Below are 16,519 nucleotides of genomic sequence, written 5' to 3' on the forward strand. Positions count from 1 at the left end.
TCCCTGCAGGCGTTCTTCTTGCGGGCATCCGACATCGCGGCGTAGGTGGGGGTGACGTCGGTGCCGCAGCGCCGGCACCGGCACCGCCACGGTTTGTGCGCACCGGGGTAGGGCTCGAGCGGGACGAGGTCCCAACTCGCGACGAGCGCCAGCATCTCGGTGTGCGAGCGGGGTCTGGAGCGCACGAACCACCTCCGGGCCGCCTCGGGGATGGGACGGTAGCGGGCGGTACCGACAGGCTCAGGGCCTCACCGGCGTCGTCGGTGACCCGGCTCGGCTGGTCGAGCCCGTTCAGGACCAGCGCCGCCTCGTCGATCACCCGGGGCCGGTGGACGGCGACGGTCTACAGCGCTCGCAGCTCCTCGCGGCCGTAGTCGGCGGCCGAGCGCCCGTCCCAGGGGGCGTCCCAGTCGGCCGCCTCCCACGGTGCCTCCGGTCCGCGCCCCATGAACTCGTCGCGAAAGTGAAGGGGTCGACCAGGGCCAGGTGCTGAGCATGCCCCGAGGGTGGTCGTTGAGGCGTCGACCGTGGCGCGCATGCCCTCAGCCCCGAGGTCCCTGCACTTCCACGCAAGCGTCCGCCGCTGCCGGCGCGAGCGAGCTCAGACGCCCGGGTCCGGTCCTGGACGGACTGCAGGCCGCCTGACGAGGTTGGCGCGCTCTGACTGCCGTCGTCGTGCTGGCCGGCTCGTGACTGAGTCAAAGGTCGACCGAAACTGTCAGTACCCGTTCGTAGTCTCCCAGTGATCGCCTTGCCAGCAAGGGGCTGGTACCGCAGCGGGGAGGCACGATGAGCAATCCAGAGCAGATTCGCCGCCAGATCGACGAAGCCGTCAAGAAGCGCGCCGAGGCGGACAAGCAAGCGGCAGACGCACGCGTCAAGCAGGCGAAGAAGGAAGCGGACGCGGCCTCCTACCGGTCCAGGGCGGACCGCGCCACTTCGCAGTCAATGGCACGTTCCTACTTGCGGCAAGCGGAATCGGCGCAGAAGGAAGCGCTGACGCTGGGAGCCAAAGCTGCGGACTACAGCACCAAGAGCGCCCAGTTCTCGAAGAAGGAAGCCGACCTCAGCCGGGCACTGTCAACGGCGTTGGGCAAGCAGCGCAGCGATGAGCAGCGCGTCCAGAAGCAGCGGCAGCTCGCCGACCAGCGGGCGCAGAAGCAGCGAGAAGCTGACGAGAAGCGCGCCCGCGAACGGCTGCAGTTGGCCGAGCGGCGAGCCAGGGAACGTGAGCAGCAGGCGGAACGAGCACGGACACAGGCTCTGATGGCGGCGACCGAAAGCCGACTGCAGCAGCACATCGCGGAGATCCGCCCTCCGAAGGTGGAGCGCCTTCGCATCCTTTATGTGACTGCCGCTTCCGACGGGGACCTGCGCGTGGACAAGGAGATCCGCAGGGTCAAGAAGGGGTCAAGGCGGCAACGCTCCGGGACCTCGTGGAGATCGAGCCCCTGCTTGCCGCGACTGGGCCCGACCTTCTGGACGGCATGAGCGGCTTCAAGCCCCATGTGGTCCACTTCGCCGGGCACGCTGACGAAGACGTGTTGGTGTTCGACACCGAGGCCGACGGTGACAACCCCGGCCAGGTGATCACGAAGTCGGTGTTCGCCCGCGCGATGGGAGCGGTCGACAACCCGCCCGTCCTGGTCGTCCTCAACGCCTGTCACTCCATCGGGCACCTGGACGAACTGCTGACCGTCGTTCCGATGGCGATCGGCATGTCCGACGAGATCGGCGACCCGGACGCGATGTCCTTCGCGGCGAGGTTCTACACCGCCATCGCCGATGGCCAGTCCATCAGGAGTGCCTACGAGGCGGCGCGCATCCAGATGGAGATGGACGGCATGTCTGACGCGGATCTGCCGGTCCTCCGCGCACAGGACACGGTGGACCCAGCGGCGACACCGCTGGTCATTCCGCCAACCGACTAGCTTCCGATGCGCGGTGGGGACGAGCCCGCTCACCACGGGTGCTGATTTCGGAGCTGAAGGGTGCAAGCCGCCGGCGCCGTTCGCAGAAACAGATGCCGGGACCTCGCCGTTTGTGGATCTACGAACACCCCACCACCCCTGTACGAGAGCCCCGGTCGGGTCACCGACCGGGGCTCTCGTGCGTCGTGGCCGATGGTCGACCCGAGATCGGCCGCAAGCCACTCATGGGTGTCCCGGCGACCGGCTCTCCCGGCGGTACGAACCCTGCCGCCGCATGGTCATGCACAAGCATGCATAATCGTTCTCGTGTCCAAGGTCCTCACCTCACTGCCCGTCGGCGAACGCGTCGGCATCGCCTTCTCCGGCGGCCTCGACACCTCGGTGGCGGTCGCCTGGATGCGGGACAAGGGCGCGGTGCCCTGCACCTACACCGCCGACATCGGCCAGTACGACGAGCCCGACATCGCCTCGGTTCCCGGCCGGGCCACCGCGTACGGGGCGGAGCTCGCCCGGCTGGTGGACTGCCGGGCGGCGCTCGTCGAGGAGGGACTGGCAGCCCTGACCTGCGGCGCCTTCCACATCCGCTCCGGCGGCCGCAGCTATTTCAACACCACCCCGCTGGGCCGCGCGGTCACCGGCACCCTGCTGGTGCGCGCCATGCTCGAGGACGACGTCCAGATCTGGGGCGACGGTTCGACCTTCAAGGGCAACGACATCGAGCGGTTCTACCGCTACGGCCTGCTGGCCAACCCGTCGCTGCGCATCTACAAGCCGTGGCTGGACGCCGACTTCGTCACCGAGCTCGGCGGCCGCAAGGAGATGTCGGAGTGGCTGGTCGCCCACGACCTGCCCTACCGGGACAGCACCGAGAAGGCCTACTCGACCGACGCCAACATCTGGGGCGCCACCCACGAGGCCAAGACCCTGGAGCACCTCGACACCGGCATCGAGACCGTCGTGCCGATCATGGGCGTGCGGTTCTGGGACCCGGAGGTGTCGATCCCCACCGAGGACGTCACGATCGGGTTCGCGCAGGGCCGGCCGGTCAGCATCAACGGCAAGGAGTTCGACTCGGCCGTCGACCTGGTGCTGGAGGCCAACGCCATCGGCGGGCGGCACGGCCTGGGCATGTCCGACCAGATCGAGAACCGCATCATCGAGGCGAAGAGCCGCGGCATCTACGAGGCGCCGGGGATGGCGCTGCTGCACATCGGCTACGAGCGGCTGGTCAACGCGATCCACAACGAGGACACGCTCGCCAACTACCACAGCGAGGGGCGGCGACTCGGCCGGCTGATGTACGAGGGCGCTGGCTGGACCCGCAGGCGCTCATGCTCAGGGAGTCCCTGCAGCGCTGGGTCGGCATGGCGGTCACCGGCGAGGTCACCCTGCGGCTGCGGCGGGGCGAGGACTTCTCGATCCTGGACACCGCAGGCCCGGCCTTCAGCTACCACCCGGACAAGCTCTCCATGGAGCGCACCGAGGATTCCGCCTTCGGGCCGGTGGACCGGATCGGCCAGCTGACCATGCGCAACCTCGACATCGCCGACTCCCGCGCCAAGCTGGAGCAGTACGCGGCGATGGGCATGGTCGGCGGCGCGACCCAGGCGTCGATCGGCGCGGCGCAGGCGGCCTCGACCGGGCTCATCGGCGCCATGACCGAGGGGGCGCCGAGGTGATCGCCTCCCGCGGCGAGGTCTCCGACGAGGACCAGATGCTCGACCGCGCCGCGATGGAGGCCGGCACCGACTGATCGCCGGCCCCCTCGACGCCCGCGCCGGGATCGGGTGGGCTGATCCCAGCCGGAGGAGGAGGGCGACATGGTGAGCGACGTCGACGTGCTGACCGAGACGGTGATCCGGCGTCCGGTCGCGGAGGTGGCCGCGTACGCCGGCGACCCCACGAATGCGCCCGAGTGGTACGTCAACATCGCCTCCGTCGAGTGGGAGACGCCGCCGCCGGTGGGCGTCGGTTCGCGCATGGCGTTCGTCGCCCGCTTCCTCGGCCGCCGGCTCGCCTACACCTACGAGGTGGTCGAGCTCGTCCCGGGTGAGCGGTTGGTCATGCGGACGGCGCAGGGTCCCTTCCCCATGGAGACCACCTACACCTGGCAGGCCGTGGACGACGGCGCGACCCGGATGACCCTGCGCAACACGGGCCGGCCGTCGGGCTTCGCCGGGATGGCCGCCCCGGTGATGGCGGCGGCGATGCGCCGGGCGAACCGCAAGGACCTCGCCGCGCTCAAGGGGCGGCTGGAGGGCAGGTCAGTGCCTCCCGGTGCGGCGGAAGGCCACTGAGATCTGCTCGGCCGTCTCGAGCACCCGCGGCAGGATCCGGTTGCGCAGGTCGTCGAGCCCCACCCGCGGCGCGGCGGCGGCGACGTTGAGTGCGGCGAGGGCCCGGCCGTCGGCGCCACGGATGGGTGCCGAGATCGAGCGCAGCCCCATCTCCAGCTCCTGGTCGACGATCGACCAGCCCTGGTCGCGCACCTGGCGCAGCGAGGTGCGCAGCTCGCAGGGATCCACCACGGTGCGCTCGGTGAACGTCACGAACGGAGGGCCGGCCAGGTAGGCCTCGAGGGCGTCGTCGGGCAGGTCGGCCAGCAGGACGCGGCCCATGGACGTGGCGTGGGCCGGCAGGCGGGAGCCGATGCCCAGGGCGATCGTCATGATCCGCCGGGTGGGGACGCGGGCGACGTAGACGATCTCGGGCAGGTCCAGCGTCGCCGCCGAACACGACTCGTGGGTCTGCTCGACCAGTTCCTCCATGAACGGCTGGGCGATGTCCCAGAGGTCGAGCGAGGACAGGTAGCCGAACCCCAGCGACAGCACCCGGGGGTGAGGGAGAACAGCCGGCCGTCGGCGCGGACGTAGCCCAGGTTCTGGAGGGTGAGCAGGATGCGTCGGGCGGTGGCACGGGTCACGCCGGTGAGGCGGGCGACGTCGCTGAGCGTCAACCGGGGGTTCTCGTTCGAGAAGACCTGCAGCACGGCCAGGCCACGCTCCAGTGACTGCAGGTGGTCGGAGCGTGCCGACGGGTCCTCCACGACGGCGAGCGTAGCCCGGCGCGTGCGCTCCGCGAACACCTCGACCGGGGGACGTCGGCGGGCCGGGGGCGGCGCAGGCGACGCCGACACGCGATCATGACCGGCGTGACCACGATCAGGTGCCCGGCCGTGACCCGGCGACGGCGCCCGTCGTTGCGCCGGGCATGACGACGGGCAGCGGCGCCGAACCCGTGCGTCGGGAGGGGTGTGGGCCTCCTGGGCGCCCAGCGGCCGGGCCGCCGTCCCGGCGATCGTGCTGCTGGTGATCGTCGCGAACCTCGTCGGGGTGGCCACGGTGATCGTGCTCCTGATCGGCGTCGAGGACGGTAGCGGCAGCGACGCCCGGAGCACCGTGCTGTGGGCGGTGGCCGCCTACCTCCTCGTCGCGTTCCCCGTGGGCACGGTGGCCGGGTTCCGGCGGCAGCGGGTCACCAACCGCTGGCTCATGGCCGGACGCACGCCGACCGGTGAGGAGGCCGGCCAGGCGCTGCGGCTGCCGGTCGACACCGCGCTGATCGCCGGCCTGATCTGGCTGGTCGGGGCCGTCCTCGTCGCCGCCGTCTCCGCGGCGGCCTTCCCCGACCCTCTCGTCGGTCTGCGCACCGGCGTCGCCACCGTGCTGGGCGGGATGGCCACCGCCGGTGTCACCTATCTCCTGGTCGCGCGGGCCGCACGGACGGTGACCGCGATCGCGCTGGCCGCGCACCCGCCGGCAGGTGCGCTCGCGCTCGGTGTGCGGCCACGGCTGCTGCTCACGTGGGGGCTCACCAGCGGCGTGCCCATGCTCGGCGTGGTGCTCCTCTTCCTGGATCCGAGCAACCCCGGCGGCCCCGGTCGGGGCGCGGTGGTGTTCCTCGTCGTGGTGGCGCTGCTGGTGGGGGCGCTGGCCACCCTGCTCACGGCCCGCGCGGTGGGCCAGCCGCTGCGCGACCTCCGGCAGGCGGTCCAGGAGGTGGGCCGCGGCGAGTACGACGTCAGCGTCGTGGTGGACGACGCCGGTGAGATCGGACTCCTGCAGGAGGGGTCAACACCATGGCCGCGGGCCTGGCGGAGCGGGAGCGCCTGCGCGACCTGTTCGGCCGGCACGTCGGGACGACGGTGGCCGACCGCGCGCTGGCCACGGGCGTCTCCCTCGGGGGCGAGGAGCGCACCGTCGCCGCGCTGTTCGTCGACATCGCGGGCAGCACCTCGCTGGTGCGGCGCACCGGCCCCGGCGAGATGGTCGGCGTGCTCAACCGCTTCTTCGAGGTGGTCGTGGAGACCATCGAGAGCGACGGCGGGCTGGTCAACAAGTTCGAGGGCGACGCCGCGCTGTGCGTCTTCGGCGCGCCCACCGATCACCCCGACCCGGCCGGTGCCGCGCTGCGGGCGGCCCGCCGGATCAGCGACGCCGTCCGGGAGGCCGGCGAGGTGGACGTCGGGGTGGGCGTGGCCTGCGGGCGGGTCTGGGCCGGGCAGGTGGGCGCGGCCAGCCGGCTGGAGTACACCGTGATCGGCGATCCGGTGAACGAGGCGGCCCGGCTCACCGAGGTGGCCAAGGAGCACCCCGGACGGGTCGTGGCGAGCGAGGCCACAGTGCTCGCGGCGCCGCCGGAGGAGCGGGCGTCCTGGTGCCGGGACGCCGAGATCGAGCTGCGCGGACGCGGTGAGCCGACGACGACCTGGGTGCGCGGAACCGGCTGAGCGAGGTCAGGCCTGCATCGACGAGGGCTGCGTCGGCGGCCGGTTCGGCTTGGCCGCGTCGTGGGCCTTGACCACGACGAGCACGTCCTCCGGCTGCAGGGTGCCGATGAGCGGGTCGTCGAACCGCAGGGTGCGCCCGCCCCGGGTGACCGACAGGACGATGTCGCGCAGGTCGCGCGGCCCCAGGCCGGTCTCGCTCGACGTCACCGTGCGCTGGTGCAGGTCCAGGCCCTGGCCGCCGGTGACGAGGTCCTCGACCACCGCGACCACCCGCGGCGCGTCGGTCGAGAGGCCGAGCAGCCGGCCGGAGGTCGCGGAGGTCGTGATGACCGTGTCCGCTCCCGACTGGCGCAGCAGGTTGGCGTTCTCCTCCTCCCGGACACTGGTCGTGATAGGCACGCTCGGGTTGAGCTGGCGCACGGTCAGGGTGATGAGGACCGCGGCGTCGTCCCGGTTGGCCGCGACGATGACGGCGCGGGCCCGCTCCACGGAGGCGCGGCGGAGGACCTCGGTGCGTCCGGCGTCGCCGACGATCCCGGTGAGGCCGACCGAGTTGGCCTCGTCGATGGCGCGCGGTTCCGGGTCGACGACGACGATCTTGTCCGGCGGCGTCCCGTTGGCGATGAGCGAGCGGATGGCGCTGCGGCCCTTGGTGCCGTAGCCGCACACGATGACGTGCTGGCGCACGCGGGACCTCCAGCGTCGGATGCGGAACTCCTCCCGCGAGCGCGCGGTGAGGGCTTCGAGGGTCGTCCCGATGAGGACGATGAGGAACATGATCCGCAGTGGCGTGATCAGCAGGATGTTGATGAGCCGGGCCTCGGCGGTGACCGGGGTGATGTCGCCGTAGCCGGTCGTCGAGAGGGTGACCGTGGCGTAGTAGGTGGCGTCGAGCAGGAGATCTCCCCGCCCTTGCTGTCCTCGTAGCCGTCGCGGTCGATGTAGACGACGAGCACGACGACGACGAGCACGATCGCGGCGATCAGGACGCGCCGCAGCACCTGCCGGACGGGCGAGGCCTCCTCGTGGGCGATCCGGACACCGGTGTGCTCGGTCTCCGTCCCGAGCCGCTCGTTCTCCACGCAGCGGACAGTAGTGACGGGAATGGCCCGGTGCCCGCCGCCGCACCCGTTCGGGTCAGGGAACCCGGTCGGGGTGCGGCGGCGGGGATCACCGCGAGCGGCTAACCGCCGACCTTCTCGCGCTCCTTGGCCGCCAGTTCGCGCTTGAGCACCTTGCCGGCGGCCGAGACCGGGATGGCGTCGATGAAGACGACGTCGCGCAGCCGCTTGTAGGGGTCACCCTGTCGTTGACGGCGGCCATCACCGACTCGGCGGTGAGCGCGCTGCCGGCGTCGTCGCCCTTGCGGACGACGTAGGCCACCGGCAGCTCCCCGGCCTCCTCGTCGGGTCGGCCGACGACGGCGGCGCCGGCCACCCCGGGCACGCCGAACAGGATCTCCTCGAGCTCGCGAGGGAAGACGTTGTAGCCCTTGTAGAGCAGCATGTCCTTGGTCCGGTCGACGATCGACAGGTAGCCGTCCTCGTCGAGGATCCCGACGTCGCCGGTGTGGAACCAGCCGTCGGCGTCGATCGACTCGGCCGTGGCTTCCGGGCGGTGGGCGTACCCGCGCATCACCTGCGGGCCGCGGATGCAGACCTCGCCGCGCTCGCCGGCCGGCAGCGGGGCGCCACCGCCGAGGGGCCGGATGCTGATCTCGGTGTCGAAGACCGGGACGCCGACGGTGCCGGGCTTGCGGGTGCCGGAGCGGAAGGACGGGGCGCCGGTGGCCTGCATGGTGACCTCGGTGAGGCCGTAGCCCTCGCCGATCGTCGCGTTCGGCATGAGGCCGGCCATCGTGTCGATCAGCGTCGTCGGCAACGGGGCCGCCCCGCTGCTGACGCCGCGGACGGAGGACAGGTCGACGTCGGCGAACCCCGGCACCTGGAGCAGCGCCACGAAGATCGGCGGCGCGCCACCGATGGCCGTGACCTGGTACTTCGCCATGTCCTCGACGTACTTGACCGGGTCGAAGCGCATGTGGATCACGGTGGTGGTGCCGGCCATGACCAGGCCGCTGAGGTAGCCGATCGCGCCCATCGCGTGGAACCACGGGGTGAGGTTGATGATGCGGGCCTCGCCGAGCCGGGTGGCGATCTCCTCCTCGCCCAGCACCTGGCGCAGCGTCACGTTGCCGTCCTCGTCCAGCCCGGGCAGGGAGCCGGACGTCCAGCAGGCCGACTGCAGGACGTTGGTGACGACGTTGCGGTGCGGCAGCTCCACGCCCTTGCTCACGCCGGTCGTGCCACCGGTGTACGCGAGGTGGGCGAGGTCGCTCGCGACGTCGACCTCGGCGTCGAGGTGCCGGTCGGTCGGGTCGCCGGCCAGCAGGTCGGCCAGGTCGACGTCGCCGTCCTCGAGCTCCAGCCGGGCGGCGAAGTCGTGGATGTGCGCCTCGCCGGTGACCACCACGGTCTGCACCGAGGTCTGGGCCAGGGCGCCGCGGACGAACGGGAGGACCTGGTCCCAGGTGACGAGCAGCTTCGCGCCGGCGTCGGTGAGCTGCGCGGCGAGGTCGGCGGCGGGGAGCAGCGGGTTGGTGGGGGAGAAGGTGGCGCCGGCCAGCATGATCCCGTAGTAGAGCGGCGGGTACTGCCGGCAGTTCGGGATGTGCACCGCCACGACGTCTCCGCGCCCGATGCCGTGGTCGGCCAGCCAGCCGGCCACGGCGTGCGCACGACGGCCCATCTCCTCGAACGTCAGCTCGACGTCGTGGTCGATGAAGGCGGTCATCCCGCCCCACCGCCGGACGGCGGCGCGCAGGATCGACCCGACCGGCACCTCCGGGTAGTCCAGCGAGCGCGGGAGTCCCGGCGGCCAGCTGGAGGTGATGGTCGGCTCCGACTGCGTGGCGGTCATGCGTGTCCTCTCCTCGACGAGCATCGGGACGTAGCGTGGCTCAGCTCACACGCGCTGTCGAGATCTTGACGGTCTGTGAGGATGGGCCGATGAGCGATCAGCGCACCGCCCTGGTGCTCGGCGGCGGGGGCATCACCGGCATCGCGTGGGAGATCGGCGTGCTGGCGGGGCTGGCCGAGGCCGGGACGGACCTGAGCGGGGCCGACCTCGTCGTCGGTACCTCGGCCGGTTCGGTGGTCGGCGCGCAGCTGACGGCCGGGGCCGGCCTCGAGGCGATGTACGGGCGCCAGCTCGAGCCGCCGGCGTCCGAGCGGGCCGCCCGCCTCGACCGGGCCACGTTCGCGCGGTTCGCCTGGGCGATGCTGCGCAGCCGCGGACGCGACGTCGATTTCCGCCGTCGCATCGGCACGCTCGCGCTGGCGGCGGAGAAGGCGGGCGTGACCCCGACCGAGCAGGAGCGCCTCGACATCATCGGCGCGCGCCTGGCCGGTGTGGAGTGGCCGGACCGGAAGCTGGTGATCACCGCGGTGGACGCGGCGACCGGCGAGTTCCGGACGTTCGAGCGCGACTCCGGGGTGCCGCTGCTGCACGCGGTGGCGGCCAGCTGCGCCGTCCCCGGTGTGTACCCGCCGGTGACCATCGACGGCCGCCGGTACGTGGACGGCGGCATCCGGTCGGCCGCCAACGCCGACCTCGCCCAGGGGTACGACCGGCTCGTCGTCATGGCGCCCCTCCCGCGCGGCATCGGGCCGATCGCGAGCGTCGACGCCCAGGTGACCGGCATGGTGTCGCGGGTCGCGGTGGTCTCACCCGACGCCGAGAGCCGCACGGCGATCGGTCCCAACGTCCTCGACCCGGCCTCCCGGGCGGGCTCGGCGAAGGCAGGTCGCGCGCAGGCGGCGACGGTCGCGGAACTCATCGCCGAGGTCTGGAAGGGCTGACCCGCGAGGCGATCATGACGTCGGCGGGGCGACGCGTCCTCCCACGCCGCCCGGTGTGATGTGACCGCCTCCGGCTCCGGACGGCTGTGCCGTGAGTCGTTGTTCCGGCGCGGTGGCTCGTGCACGGGCGACCGCCGTCAACGCGACCGCGAAGAGGACCCACACCGCGATGACGACTGCGGTGATCGTGCTGCCGACCACGTCGCCGACGACCGCGAGACCGACGGCCGCGGATACCCAGGCGGGGACGACCTGAGCGCGCCACAGCCCCACGGTGAGGACGACGAGACCGCTGAAGGTACCGAGCAGGAAGCCGGCCGTCATGGCGATCGCAACGGGGCTGCTCGGAAGTGACTCGACGGCTGAGACGGCAGTGCCGCCCGAGAGAGTGCCGGCGAGCTGCAACTCGGCGGCGCCCAGGGCGAGCACTCCGCTCCATCCGACCAGGCCCGCGGCGACGAGCCCGGTGCCGATGGCTGCGGCGCGTGCCCGGTGCGGCTGCAGCAATCGGTGCATACCGGCGACCGCGGGAACGAAGAGCAGGATGGTCACGAGGTTGAGCAGGTGTGCGAGGTGGGTGCGGGCTGTCGTACCGGCGAGCACCTCGAGGCGCTCGGCGACGTCGAGCGGTGTCTGGGGCCACACGAGGGTGGTGGCCAGGCCGGCGAGGGTGCGGCTACCAGCGCCGTCGCCTGAAGGCGCCGGGTCCACGGACGGTCGGCGAGACAGGCCAACTGGTCGTGCCCCGGCGCGAGGGCGGGCGCGGCCGGCTGGTCGGAACGCTGTGTCGCTCTGCGGAGGTTCATCGGATCTCCTCGAATCGGCGCGGGAGGCTGGTGGCGAACCGGCTCAGCCCTGGCGCCAGAGCCAGCTGCCGACGCCGGCGAACCAGAACGCCATCAGGTAGGTGACCGCCCACCCGACCGGCGGCAGGAGCAGCCCGACGGCGAACACGGCGCTGACGATCGCGAGCACCCGGGACGTGCTGCGGGCGGCCAGTGCGACGGCGACGAGGAACCCGGCGCCGAGCCACGCCGACATGGGGTGCGCGACGTTGGTGATCAGCAGGGCGCTCTCGGCCGCACCCGGCGAGACACCGCCGCCGAGCACCTGCCGGCCGACGACGACGGCGCCGGCGAACGCGACGAACGCGGTGGCCAGCAGCAGCACGTGCGCGGCAGCCATGACGGGCATGATCCGGATGGCGCCGCTGTCCCGTTCCCGTCCCAGCCGAGCGGCCAGCCCGCCGGTGACGGCCATCGCCAGCAGCGCGTAGGCGCCGAGCAGGACCGCGGCGAGCTCGGCCGACGAGCCGTGGAGCGCGCGCGCGGCCTCTTGGGCGGTGTCGGCACCGCCGATCGGGTCGCCGAAGACGACGGCGGCAGCGGCGAAGGCGGTGAGTGCGCCGAGGCCGGCAAGGGCGTGCAGCGGCGATCCCCGGCGGCGGGTGCGGGTGTCGGCCGACTGGTGGGCGGTGGTGGTGGTCATGGTCGGTGCCTCCTCGTGCGGTGCGACTCTCGCGCCCGGTGCCGTCCACGCTGGTCCGCCGACGTCCGGCGCTCCTCCCTCCTCCGGCCGATCCTGCGGCGAACCCGACGAGTCGGGCTCACCCGGACGGCAGACCCGATGTCACCCGTGCGGGAGACCCCCAGAGCGAGAACCGCCTTACGCTCCCGGCCATGTCAGGGATCGCGGCCCGATGGCATGGGCTGTCGCTGTGGGTGCGCGACGGCCTGCTGGCGCTGGCGCTCACCGCCGTCGGCCAGGTCGAACTCGTGCTGCTGGCCGACGAGGTCGTCGGTTCCCGGCCGCTGCAGCACGCCGCCTTCGCCATCACGACGGGTGCGCTGGTCGCTCGGCGAACGACGCCGCTGATCGCCGCGGTTGCCGGGGCCGTGGGGCTGACGTTCCAGACGTTGATCGGCGATGCGCCGGCGGCGGCTGCGTTCGCGGCGGTCCTGATCCTCACCTACTCGGTAGCCCAGTACGTCGACCGCCGTCGCGATGCCGTACTCGGCCTGCTCGCGGTGCTCGCCGCGATCGAGTCGTACGCGTTCGTCGCCGACGAGGTGAAGATCGGGGACGAGATCGCGAACCTGGCCATCCCGACCGTCGTCTGGGTCTTCGCCCGGCTGGCCCGCGAGCGGCTGGACCGCGCGGTCACGGCCGAACGGGGGCGCTGGCCGCTCGGGAGGCGGCGCGCGAGGAGGAGCGGGCGCGGGCCGGCGCCGTCGCGGCCGAGCGGCGCCGGATCGCCCGCGAGATGCACGACGTCGTCGGCCACGGGGTCACGCTCATGCTGCTGCACACCGACGCCGTCCAGGCGCGGCTGGCCGCTCGCGACCCGGAGACAGCCGCCAACCTGGACGTCGTCCTGTCGTCGGGCCGCACGGCGCTCGACGACCTGCACCGGCTGCTGCGAGTGTTGCGCGAGGCGGCGACCGAGGAGGCGCACGCGACCGAGGATCCCGGCACGCTGGCCGGCGTGGCGTCCCTGGTGGAGCTTGCGGGATCGCGGGTCGAGCTGACCGTGGACGGCCCGGTGCGCCCGCTGCCGACCGCCGTGGAGGCCAGCGCCTACCGCATCGTGCAGGAGTCGCTGACCAACGCCCTGAAGCACGCGCCCGGTGCCCCGGCTCGCGTGCTGCTGCGCTACGCCGAGCGGGAGCTCGAGGTCGTGGTGGAGGACGACGGTGCCGCGGGGAACGTCGGTCCAGCCCGCCCCGGCGGCCACGGGCTGGTCGGGATCCGGGAACGGGTCGCACTCTTCGACGGCCGGGTGAGCGCGGGACCGCGCGACGACGGACCGGGCTGGCGGGTCCACGCGCAGCTCCCGGTCCCGGCACCCGAACCGGCTTCGGTGTGACCGTCCGGATCCTGCTGGCCGACGACGAGGCACTCGTGCGGGCCGGCCTGCGGATGATCCTCGAGGCCGAGGCCGACCTGGAGGTGGTGGGGAGGCGTCCGACGGCGCTGACGCGCTGGGCATGTGCCGGCAGCTGCGGCCTGACGTCGCGCTCGTCGACATCCGCATGCCCCGGCTGGACGGCATCCAGGCCGCCCGGCGGATCACCGGGGACGCAGAAAACCGCACCGCCGTCGTCATGCTCACGACGTTCGACGCCGACGAGCACGTCGTCGAGGCACTGCGGGCGGAGCCTCCGGGTTCCTGCTCAAGTCGATGCCGCGGGAGCAGCTGGTCACCGCCGTCCGGGCCGCCGTCAGCGGCGACTCGCTGCTGGCGCCCACGCTGCTGCGTCGCCTCCTCGACGACTTCGTGGGTCGCGCCGGGACACCGCTGGTGAGCGCGCCGGGGCTCGATCAGCTGACCCCACGGGAGGAGGGGTGCTGCGCCTGGTCGCGCGGGGTCTCTCCAACGCCGAGATCGCCGCGCAGCTGGTGCTCGGCGAGGGCACCGTGAAGACGCACGTCGCTCGCGTGCTCGCCAAGCTCGGCGTCCGGGACCGTGTGCAGGCCGTCGTCGTCGCCTATGAGTCCGGGCTCGTCCGCCCTGGGGCCGGCTGAGTCACACCGCGGGCTCGGCCACCAGCGACCCTGCCGAGTGCTCCTGGCGCAGCACGGTCTTGAGCACCTTGCCGCTGGGGTTGCGGGGAGCTCGCTCACGACGGAGTACTCCCGCGGGTGCTTGTAGCGTGCCAGCTTCTCCCGGCACCAGGCCGCCAGCTCCTCGGGCGTCGGCGGGTCGGCCGCGTCGCGTGGCGCGATCACCGCGAGCGGCGCCTCCACGTACCGGCTGTCGGGAACCCCGATCAGCGCCACCTCGCCGACCTTGGGATGTGCGGCGAGCACGTTCTCCACCTCGGCGCAGTAGATGTTCTCCCCGCCGGAGATGATCATGTCCTTCTTGCGGTCGACGACGTAGAAGTAGCCGTCCTCGTCCTCGCGCACGAGGTCCCCGGAGTGGAACCAGCCGCCGGCGAATGCCTCCGCCGTCGCATCCGGCTTGTTCCAGTACTCCGCCATCACCATCGGGCTGCGGTAGACGATCTCGCCCACCTCGCCCCGCGGGACGTCCTGCATCGCGTCGTCGACGACCCGGACCTCCACGTTCAGGATCGGAGTGCCGACGGAGCCGATCTTGCGCACCGAGTCCTCCCCGCGCAGGAGGCAGGTGACCGGGCTGCACTCGGTCTGCCCGAATGCGGTGACCACTTCCGCCTGCGGGAACGCGTCGATCAGCGAGCGCAGCAGGGTGGTCGACGCGGGCGCGGCACCCCAGGAGACCCGGCGCAGGTGCGACAGGTCGCGGTCGGCGAGGCCTGGGACCGCGAGCACCGCGGCCCACATCGCCGGCACGAGGAAGATGCTGGAGACCTGCTCCCGCTCCATCATGTCGAGGGTCGCGGCCGGGTCGAAGGCGCCCGACCGCAGGATCACGTTGGTCCCGCCGAGCAGCAGCGGCGGCAGCCCTCCCGCCAGGCCGGCGATGTGGAACAGCGGCGCCCCCGGCACGCCGACCCGGTCGTCGGGGTCCCAGCCCAGCGTGGTGATCTGGCTGAAGGCGTGCATCAGGAGGTTGTGGTGGGTGAGCACCGCACCCTTGGGGCGGCCGGTCGTCCCGGAGGTGTACATGATGAACGCCGGCTCGTCCTCGTCGACGACGACGTCGAGCGGCTCGTCCCCGGCCGCAGCGAGCGCCTGCTCGAAGTCCTCGCCGATCACCAGCGTGGTCGTGATCGACGGGACCTGCTCCCGGGCCTTCGCGGCGACCTCGGCCAGCGCGGTGTCCACGACGAGTGCGACCGCCCCGGAGTCGGTGAGCACGTAGGCCACCTCGTCGGCGACGAGCCGGAAGTTGACCGGGACGACGATCGCGCCCAGCCGCACGCCCGCGAGGTAGGCCTTCCAGGTCTCCATGCCGTTGAGCGCCAGCACCGCCACCCGGTCGCCGGCCCCGACGCCGCGCTGCCGCAGGACCCGCGCCAGCCGGGTGACCCGGTCGTCGAGCTCGCCGTAGCTGCGCCCGGTGCCCTCGAACCGCAGGGCCGGGACGTCGGGGTTCTTCCGGGCGTGCCGGGCGAGCTGGTCGCTCATGGTCATGCCCCGGCCCCTCAGGGCGGGGATCTGAACGCTCACGCACTCTCCTCGCTGGCGCTCGTCGGTCGCGTGCCCGACGGTGCTGTTCCCTCTGCTGAGCTCGCAGGCTCGCTCACGAGATCTCCTCGGCGTCCGACGCGGGGTGACCCGCGTCATGCTCTCGGTGCGAGGAGCGGGCGGTCAACCCTGACTGTCGAGCCCGAGCATGCGCGCGGCGAGCCGCTTCCAGAGCGCGAGGTGCGGATCGGTGGCGGCCGGCCGGTCCTCGAAGGCGTAGACGAGCGCGACGCCCCGCATGCTCGTGAACAGCAGCTCGGTCAGGTCGGCGTAGAGGGCGCCCGGGCGATCTCCGGTCCCCAGATGCCGTCGGCCACGGCCGCGATGGCCGCACGCAGCCGGCGCTCCTCCCCGCGCAGCGCCCCGCGCAGGGCCGGGTCCGTGCGCGCCGCCGTCCACAGCTCCATCGCGGCCCAGAACGGTGGCTCCTGGAAGGTCGTCCACATCAGGTCGATGGCGCGGTCCACCCGCTCCCGGCCGGTGGGTTCGTCGTCCATGAGGGCGGCCGCCCGGCGGCGGACCTCCTCGAGCTGCGTCGTCGCCACGTGCTCGGCGGCGGCGACCAGCAGCTCGGCCCGGGACGGGAAGTGGTGCAGCAGGCGCCCGCGGGAGATCCCCGCGCGGGCCTGGACGGCGAGCGTCGAGGCGCCGACGTAGCCGTCCTCGACCAGGCACGCGACCGCGGCGTCGAGGATGAGCAGCCGGCTGTCGGCGGTCCGCTCGGACCGCGAGCGCGGCCCCGGCGCGGCGTCCTGCTGAAGGGGCTCGGCGGTCACCGGGCGAAGCGTAGGCCGCCTGGACGGCGGGGAACAGTCACCGTTGACCGTTATGGGTGACGGCTGTCACGCTGCGCGCGTCCCGCTCATCGACGAGAGGTGCCCCGC

17 protein-coding genes and 6 pseudogenes are annotated in these 16,519 nt (G+C 72.5%); 12 read left to right on the forward strand and 11 right to left on the reverse strand.

Annotated elements, in window-relative coordinates; translation table 11 throughout:
* Positions 1 to 789 precede the first annotated feature (789 nt).
* The 4 genes and pseudogenes from U6N30_RS04945 to U6N30_RS04960 all read left to right on the forward strand — a co-directional run bounded on the left by U6N30_RS04945 (position 790) and on the right by U6N30_RS04960 (position 4,228).
* The gene (locus tag U6N30_RS04945) at positions 790 to 1,491 is read left to right on the forward strand and encodes a hypothetical protein (RefSeq protein ID WP_324276377.1); all 702 of its coding nucleotides are present in this window, start codon (positions 790 to 792) and stop codon (positions 1,489 to 1,491) included.
* Positions 1,488 to 1,931, forward strand: coding sequence for a CHAT domain-containing protein (locus U6N30_RS04950; protein ID WP_324276378.1), 444 nt, complete (start codon positions 1,488 to 1,490; stop codon positions 1,929 to 1,931). Before U6N30_RS04945 ends, U6N30_RS04950 begins: the two co-directional genes overlap by 4 nt.
* 306 nt (positions 1,932 to 2,237) lie before the next feature.
* Positions 2,238 to 3,684: pseudogene (argG, locus tag U6N30_RS04955) on the forward strand (argininosuccinate synthase).
* Between the two features lie 67 nt (positions 3,685 to 3,751).
* A complete protein-coding gene (locus U6N30_RS04960) occupies positions 3,752 to 4,228 on the forward strand; it encodes an SRPBCC family protein (RefSeq protein ID WP_324276379.1) in 477 nt (158 codons plus the stop codon).
* Here the strand turns inward: U6N30_RS04960 and U6N30_RS04965 are convergent.
* The 4 genes and pseudogenes from U6N30_RS04965 to U6N30_RS33320 all read right to left on the reverse strand — a co-directional run bounded on the left by U6N30_RS04965 (position 4,196) and on the right by U6N30_RS33320 (position 5,868).
* A complete protein-coding gene (locus U6N30_RS04965) occupies positions 4,196 to 4,762 on the reverse strand; it encodes an IclR family transcriptional regulator domain-containing protein (RefSeq protein ID WP_324276380.1) in 567 nt (188 codons plus the stop codon). The genes U6N30_RS04960 and U6N30_RS04965 overlap by 33 nt on opposite strands.
* A 38-nt stretch (positions 4,763 to 4,800) precedes the next feature.
* Positions 4,801 to 5,328, reverse strand: a pseudogene (locus tag U6N30_RS33310) (helix-turn-helix domain-containing protein); the annotation flags it as partial.
* A gap of 21 nt (positions 5,329 to 5,349) precedes the next feature.
* Positions 5,350 to 5,613, reverse strand: coding sequence for a hypothetical protein (locus tag U6N30_RS33315; protein ID WP_422678029.1), 264 nt, complete (start codon positions 5,611 to 5,613; stop codon positions 5,350 to 5,352).
* 12 nt (positions 5,614 to 5,625) lie between these two features.
* The gene (locus U6N30_RS33320; protein ID WP_422678030.1) at positions 5,626 to 5,868 is read right to left on the reverse strand and encodes a hypothetical protein; all 243 of its coding nucleotides are present in this window, start codon (positions 5,866 to 5,868) and stop codon (positions 5,626 to 5,628) included.
* Between U6N30_RS33320 and U6N30_RS04970 the strand changes: the two are divergent.
* Positions 5,759 to 5,983 (forward strand): annotated as a pseudogene (locus tag U6N30_RS04970) (HAMP domain-containing protein); the annotation flags it as partial. The gene U6N30_RS33320 and the pseudogene U6N30_RS04970 sit on opposite strands and share 110 nt — an antisense overlap.
* 26 nt (positions 5,984 to 6,009) lie before the next feature.
* Positions 6,010 to 6,660 (forward strand): adenylate/guanylate cyclase domain-containing protein, encoded by a 651-nt coding sequence (locus U6N30_RS04975; protein WP_324278168.1) that lies wholly within the window; start codon positions 6,010 to 6,012, stop codon positions 6,658 to 6,660.
* A gap of 6 nt (positions 6,661 to 6,666) precedes the next feature.
* Here the strand turns inward: U6N30_RS04975 and U6N30_RS04980 are convergent, their stop codons facing one another.
* The 3 genes from U6N30_RS04980 to U6N30_RS04990 all read right to left on the reverse strand — a co-directional run bounded on the left by U6N30_RS04980 (position 6,667) and on the right by U6N30_RS04990 (position 9,579).
* Positions 6,667 to 7,557 (reverse strand): potassium channel family protein, encoded by an 891-nt coding sequence (locus tag U6N30_RS04980; RefSeq protein ID WP_324278169.1) that lies wholly within the window; start codon positions 7,555 to 7,557, stop codon positions 6,667 to 6,669.
* Entirely contained in the window at positions 7,455 to 7,742 is a 288-nt protein-coding gene (locus U6N30_RS04985) for a hypothetical protein (RefSeq protein ID WP_324278652.1), read from the reverse strand. The genes U6N30_RS04980 and U6N30_RS04985 overlap by 103 nt, the downstream gene beginning before the upstream one ends.
* Positions 7,743 to 7,830: 88 nt before the next feature.
* On the reverse strand, positions 7,831 to 9,579 hold the full coding sequence (locus U6N30_RS04990) for a class I adenylate-forming enzyme family protein (protein ID WP_324276381.1): 1,749 nt from the start codon (positions 9,577 to 9,579) through the stop codon (positions 7,831 to 7,833).
* Positions 9,580 to 9,668: 89 nt separating this feature from the next.
* Here U6N30_RS04990 and U6N30_RS04995 point away from each other — a divergent pair, with 89 nt between their 5' ends.
* Complete coding sequence (locus tag U6N30_RS04995; protein ID WP_324276382.1) at positions 9,669 to 10,520, forward strand: patatin-like phospholipase family protein; 852 nt, start codon at positions 9,669 to 9,671, stop codon at positions 10,518 to 10,520.
* 12 nt (positions 10,521 to 10,532) lie between these two features.
* On the opposite strand, the gene U6N30_RS05000 is transcribed toward U6N30_RS04995, so the two are convergent.
* Together U6N30_RS05000 and U6N30_RS05005 are read right to left on the reverse strand one after the other, a co-directional pair.
* The gene (locus U6N30_RS05000) at positions 10,533 to 11,231 is read right to left on the reverse strand and encodes a hypothetical protein (protein WP_324276383.1); all 699 of its coding nucleotides are present in this window, start codon (positions 11,229 to 11,231) and stop codon (positions 10,533 to 10,535) included.
* A gap of 138 nt (positions 11,232 to 11,369) precedes the next feature.
* Complete coding sequence (locus U6N30_RS05005; RefSeq protein ID WP_324276384.1) at positions 11,370 to 12,008, reverse strand: hypothetical protein; 639 nt, start codon at positions 12,006 to 12,008, stop codon at positions 11,370 to 11,372.
* A 191-nt stretch (positions 12,009 to 12,199) separates the two neighbouring features.
* Between U6N30_RS05005 and U6N30_RS33325 the strand changes: the two are divergent.
* The 5 genes and pseudogenes from U6N30_RS33325 to U6N30_RS33340 all read left to right on the forward strand — a co-directional run.
* Positions 12,200 to 12,655 (forward strand): annotated as a pseudogene (locus U6N30_RS33325) (DUF7134 domain-containing protein); the annotation flags it as partial.
* Between the two features lie 161 nt (positions 12,656 to 12,816).
* A pseudogene (locus U6N30_RS33330) lies at positions 12,817 to 12,897 on the forward strand (hypothetical protein); the annotation flags it as partial.
* 108 nt (positions 12,898 to 13,005) lie between these two features.
* Positions 13,006 to 13,386 carry a sensor histidine kinase gene (locus U6N30_RS05015; protein WP_324276386.1) on the forward strand — a complete coding sequence of 127 codons (381 nt, stop codon included), beginning with the start codon at positions 13,006 to 13,008 and terminating at the stop codon, positions 13,384 to 13,386.
* Between the two features lie 121 nt (positions 13,387 to 13,507).
* Positions 13,508 to 13,825, forward strand: a complete 318-nt coding sequence (locus U6N30_RS33335) for a response regulator (RefSeq protein WP_422678031.1) — start codon at positions 13,508 to 13,510, stop codon at positions 13,823 to 13,825.
* Positions 13,826 to 13,919: 94 nt separating this feature from the next.
* The gene (locus U6N30_RS33340; protein WP_422678090.1) at positions 13,920 to 14,045 is read left to right on the forward strand and encodes a LuxR C-terminal-related transcriptional regulator; all 126 of its coding nucleotides are present in this window, start codon (positions 13,920 to 13,922) and stop codon (positions 14,043 to 14,045) included.
* A gap of 135 nt (positions 14,046 to 14,180) precedes the next feature.
* Here the strand turns inward: U6N30_RS33340 and U6N30_RS05025 are convergent.
* Positions 14,181 to 15,734 (reverse strand): annotated as a pseudogene (locus U6N30_RS05025) (AMP-binding protein); the annotation flags it as partial.
* A gap of 161 nt (positions 15,735 to 15,895) precedes the next feature.
* Positions 15,896 to 16,411 carry a TetR/AcrR family transcriptional regulator gene (locus U6N30_RS05030; protein WP_324276387.1) on the reverse strand — a complete coding sequence of 172 codons (516 nt, stop codon included), beginning with the start codon at positions 16,409 to 16,411 and terminating at the stop codon, positions 15,896 to 15,898.
* Between the last annotated feature and the right edge of the window lie 108 nt (positions 16,412 to 16,519).

The sequence above is a fragment of the Blastococcus brunescens genome (assembly GCF_035320885.1).
Classification (GTDB): Bacteria; Actinomycetota; Actinomycetes; order Mycobacteriales; family Geodermatophilaceae; genus Blastococcus_B; species Blastococcus_B brunescens.

Coding starts and splice junctions, on each gene's coding strand:
- U6N30_RS04945 (WP_324276377.1), top strand. CDS start 790: ATGAGCAATCCAGAGCAGATTCGCCGCCAGATCGACGAAGCCGTCAAG.
- U6N30_RS04950 (WP_324276378.1), top strand. CDS start 1,488: ATGAGCGGCTTCAAGCCCCATGTGGTCCACTTCGCCGGGCACGCTGAC.
- U6N30_RS04960 (WP_324276379.1), top strand. CDS start 3,752: ATGGTGAGCGACGTCGACGTGCTGACCGAGACGGTGATCCGGCGTCCG.
- U6N30_RS04975 (WP_324278168.1), top strand. CDS start 6,010: ATGGCCGCGGGCCTGGCGGAGCGGGAGCGCCTGCGCGACCTGTTCGGC.
- U6N30_RS04990 (WP_324276381.1), bottom strand. CDS start 9,579: ATGACCGCCACGCAGTCGGAGCCGACCATCACCTCCAGCTGGCCGCCG.
- U6N30_RS04995 (WP_324276382.1), top strand. CDS start 9,669: ATGAGCGATCAGCGCACCGCCCTGGTGCTCGGCGGCGGGGGCATCACC.
- U6N30_RS05005 (WP_324276384.1), bottom strand. CDS start 12,008: ATGACCACCACCACCGCCCACCAGTCGGCCGACACCCGCACCCGCCGC.
- U6N30_RS33335 (WP_422678031.1), top strand. CDS start 13,508: ATGTGCCGGCAGCTGCGGCCTGACGTCGCGCTCGTCGACATCCGCATG.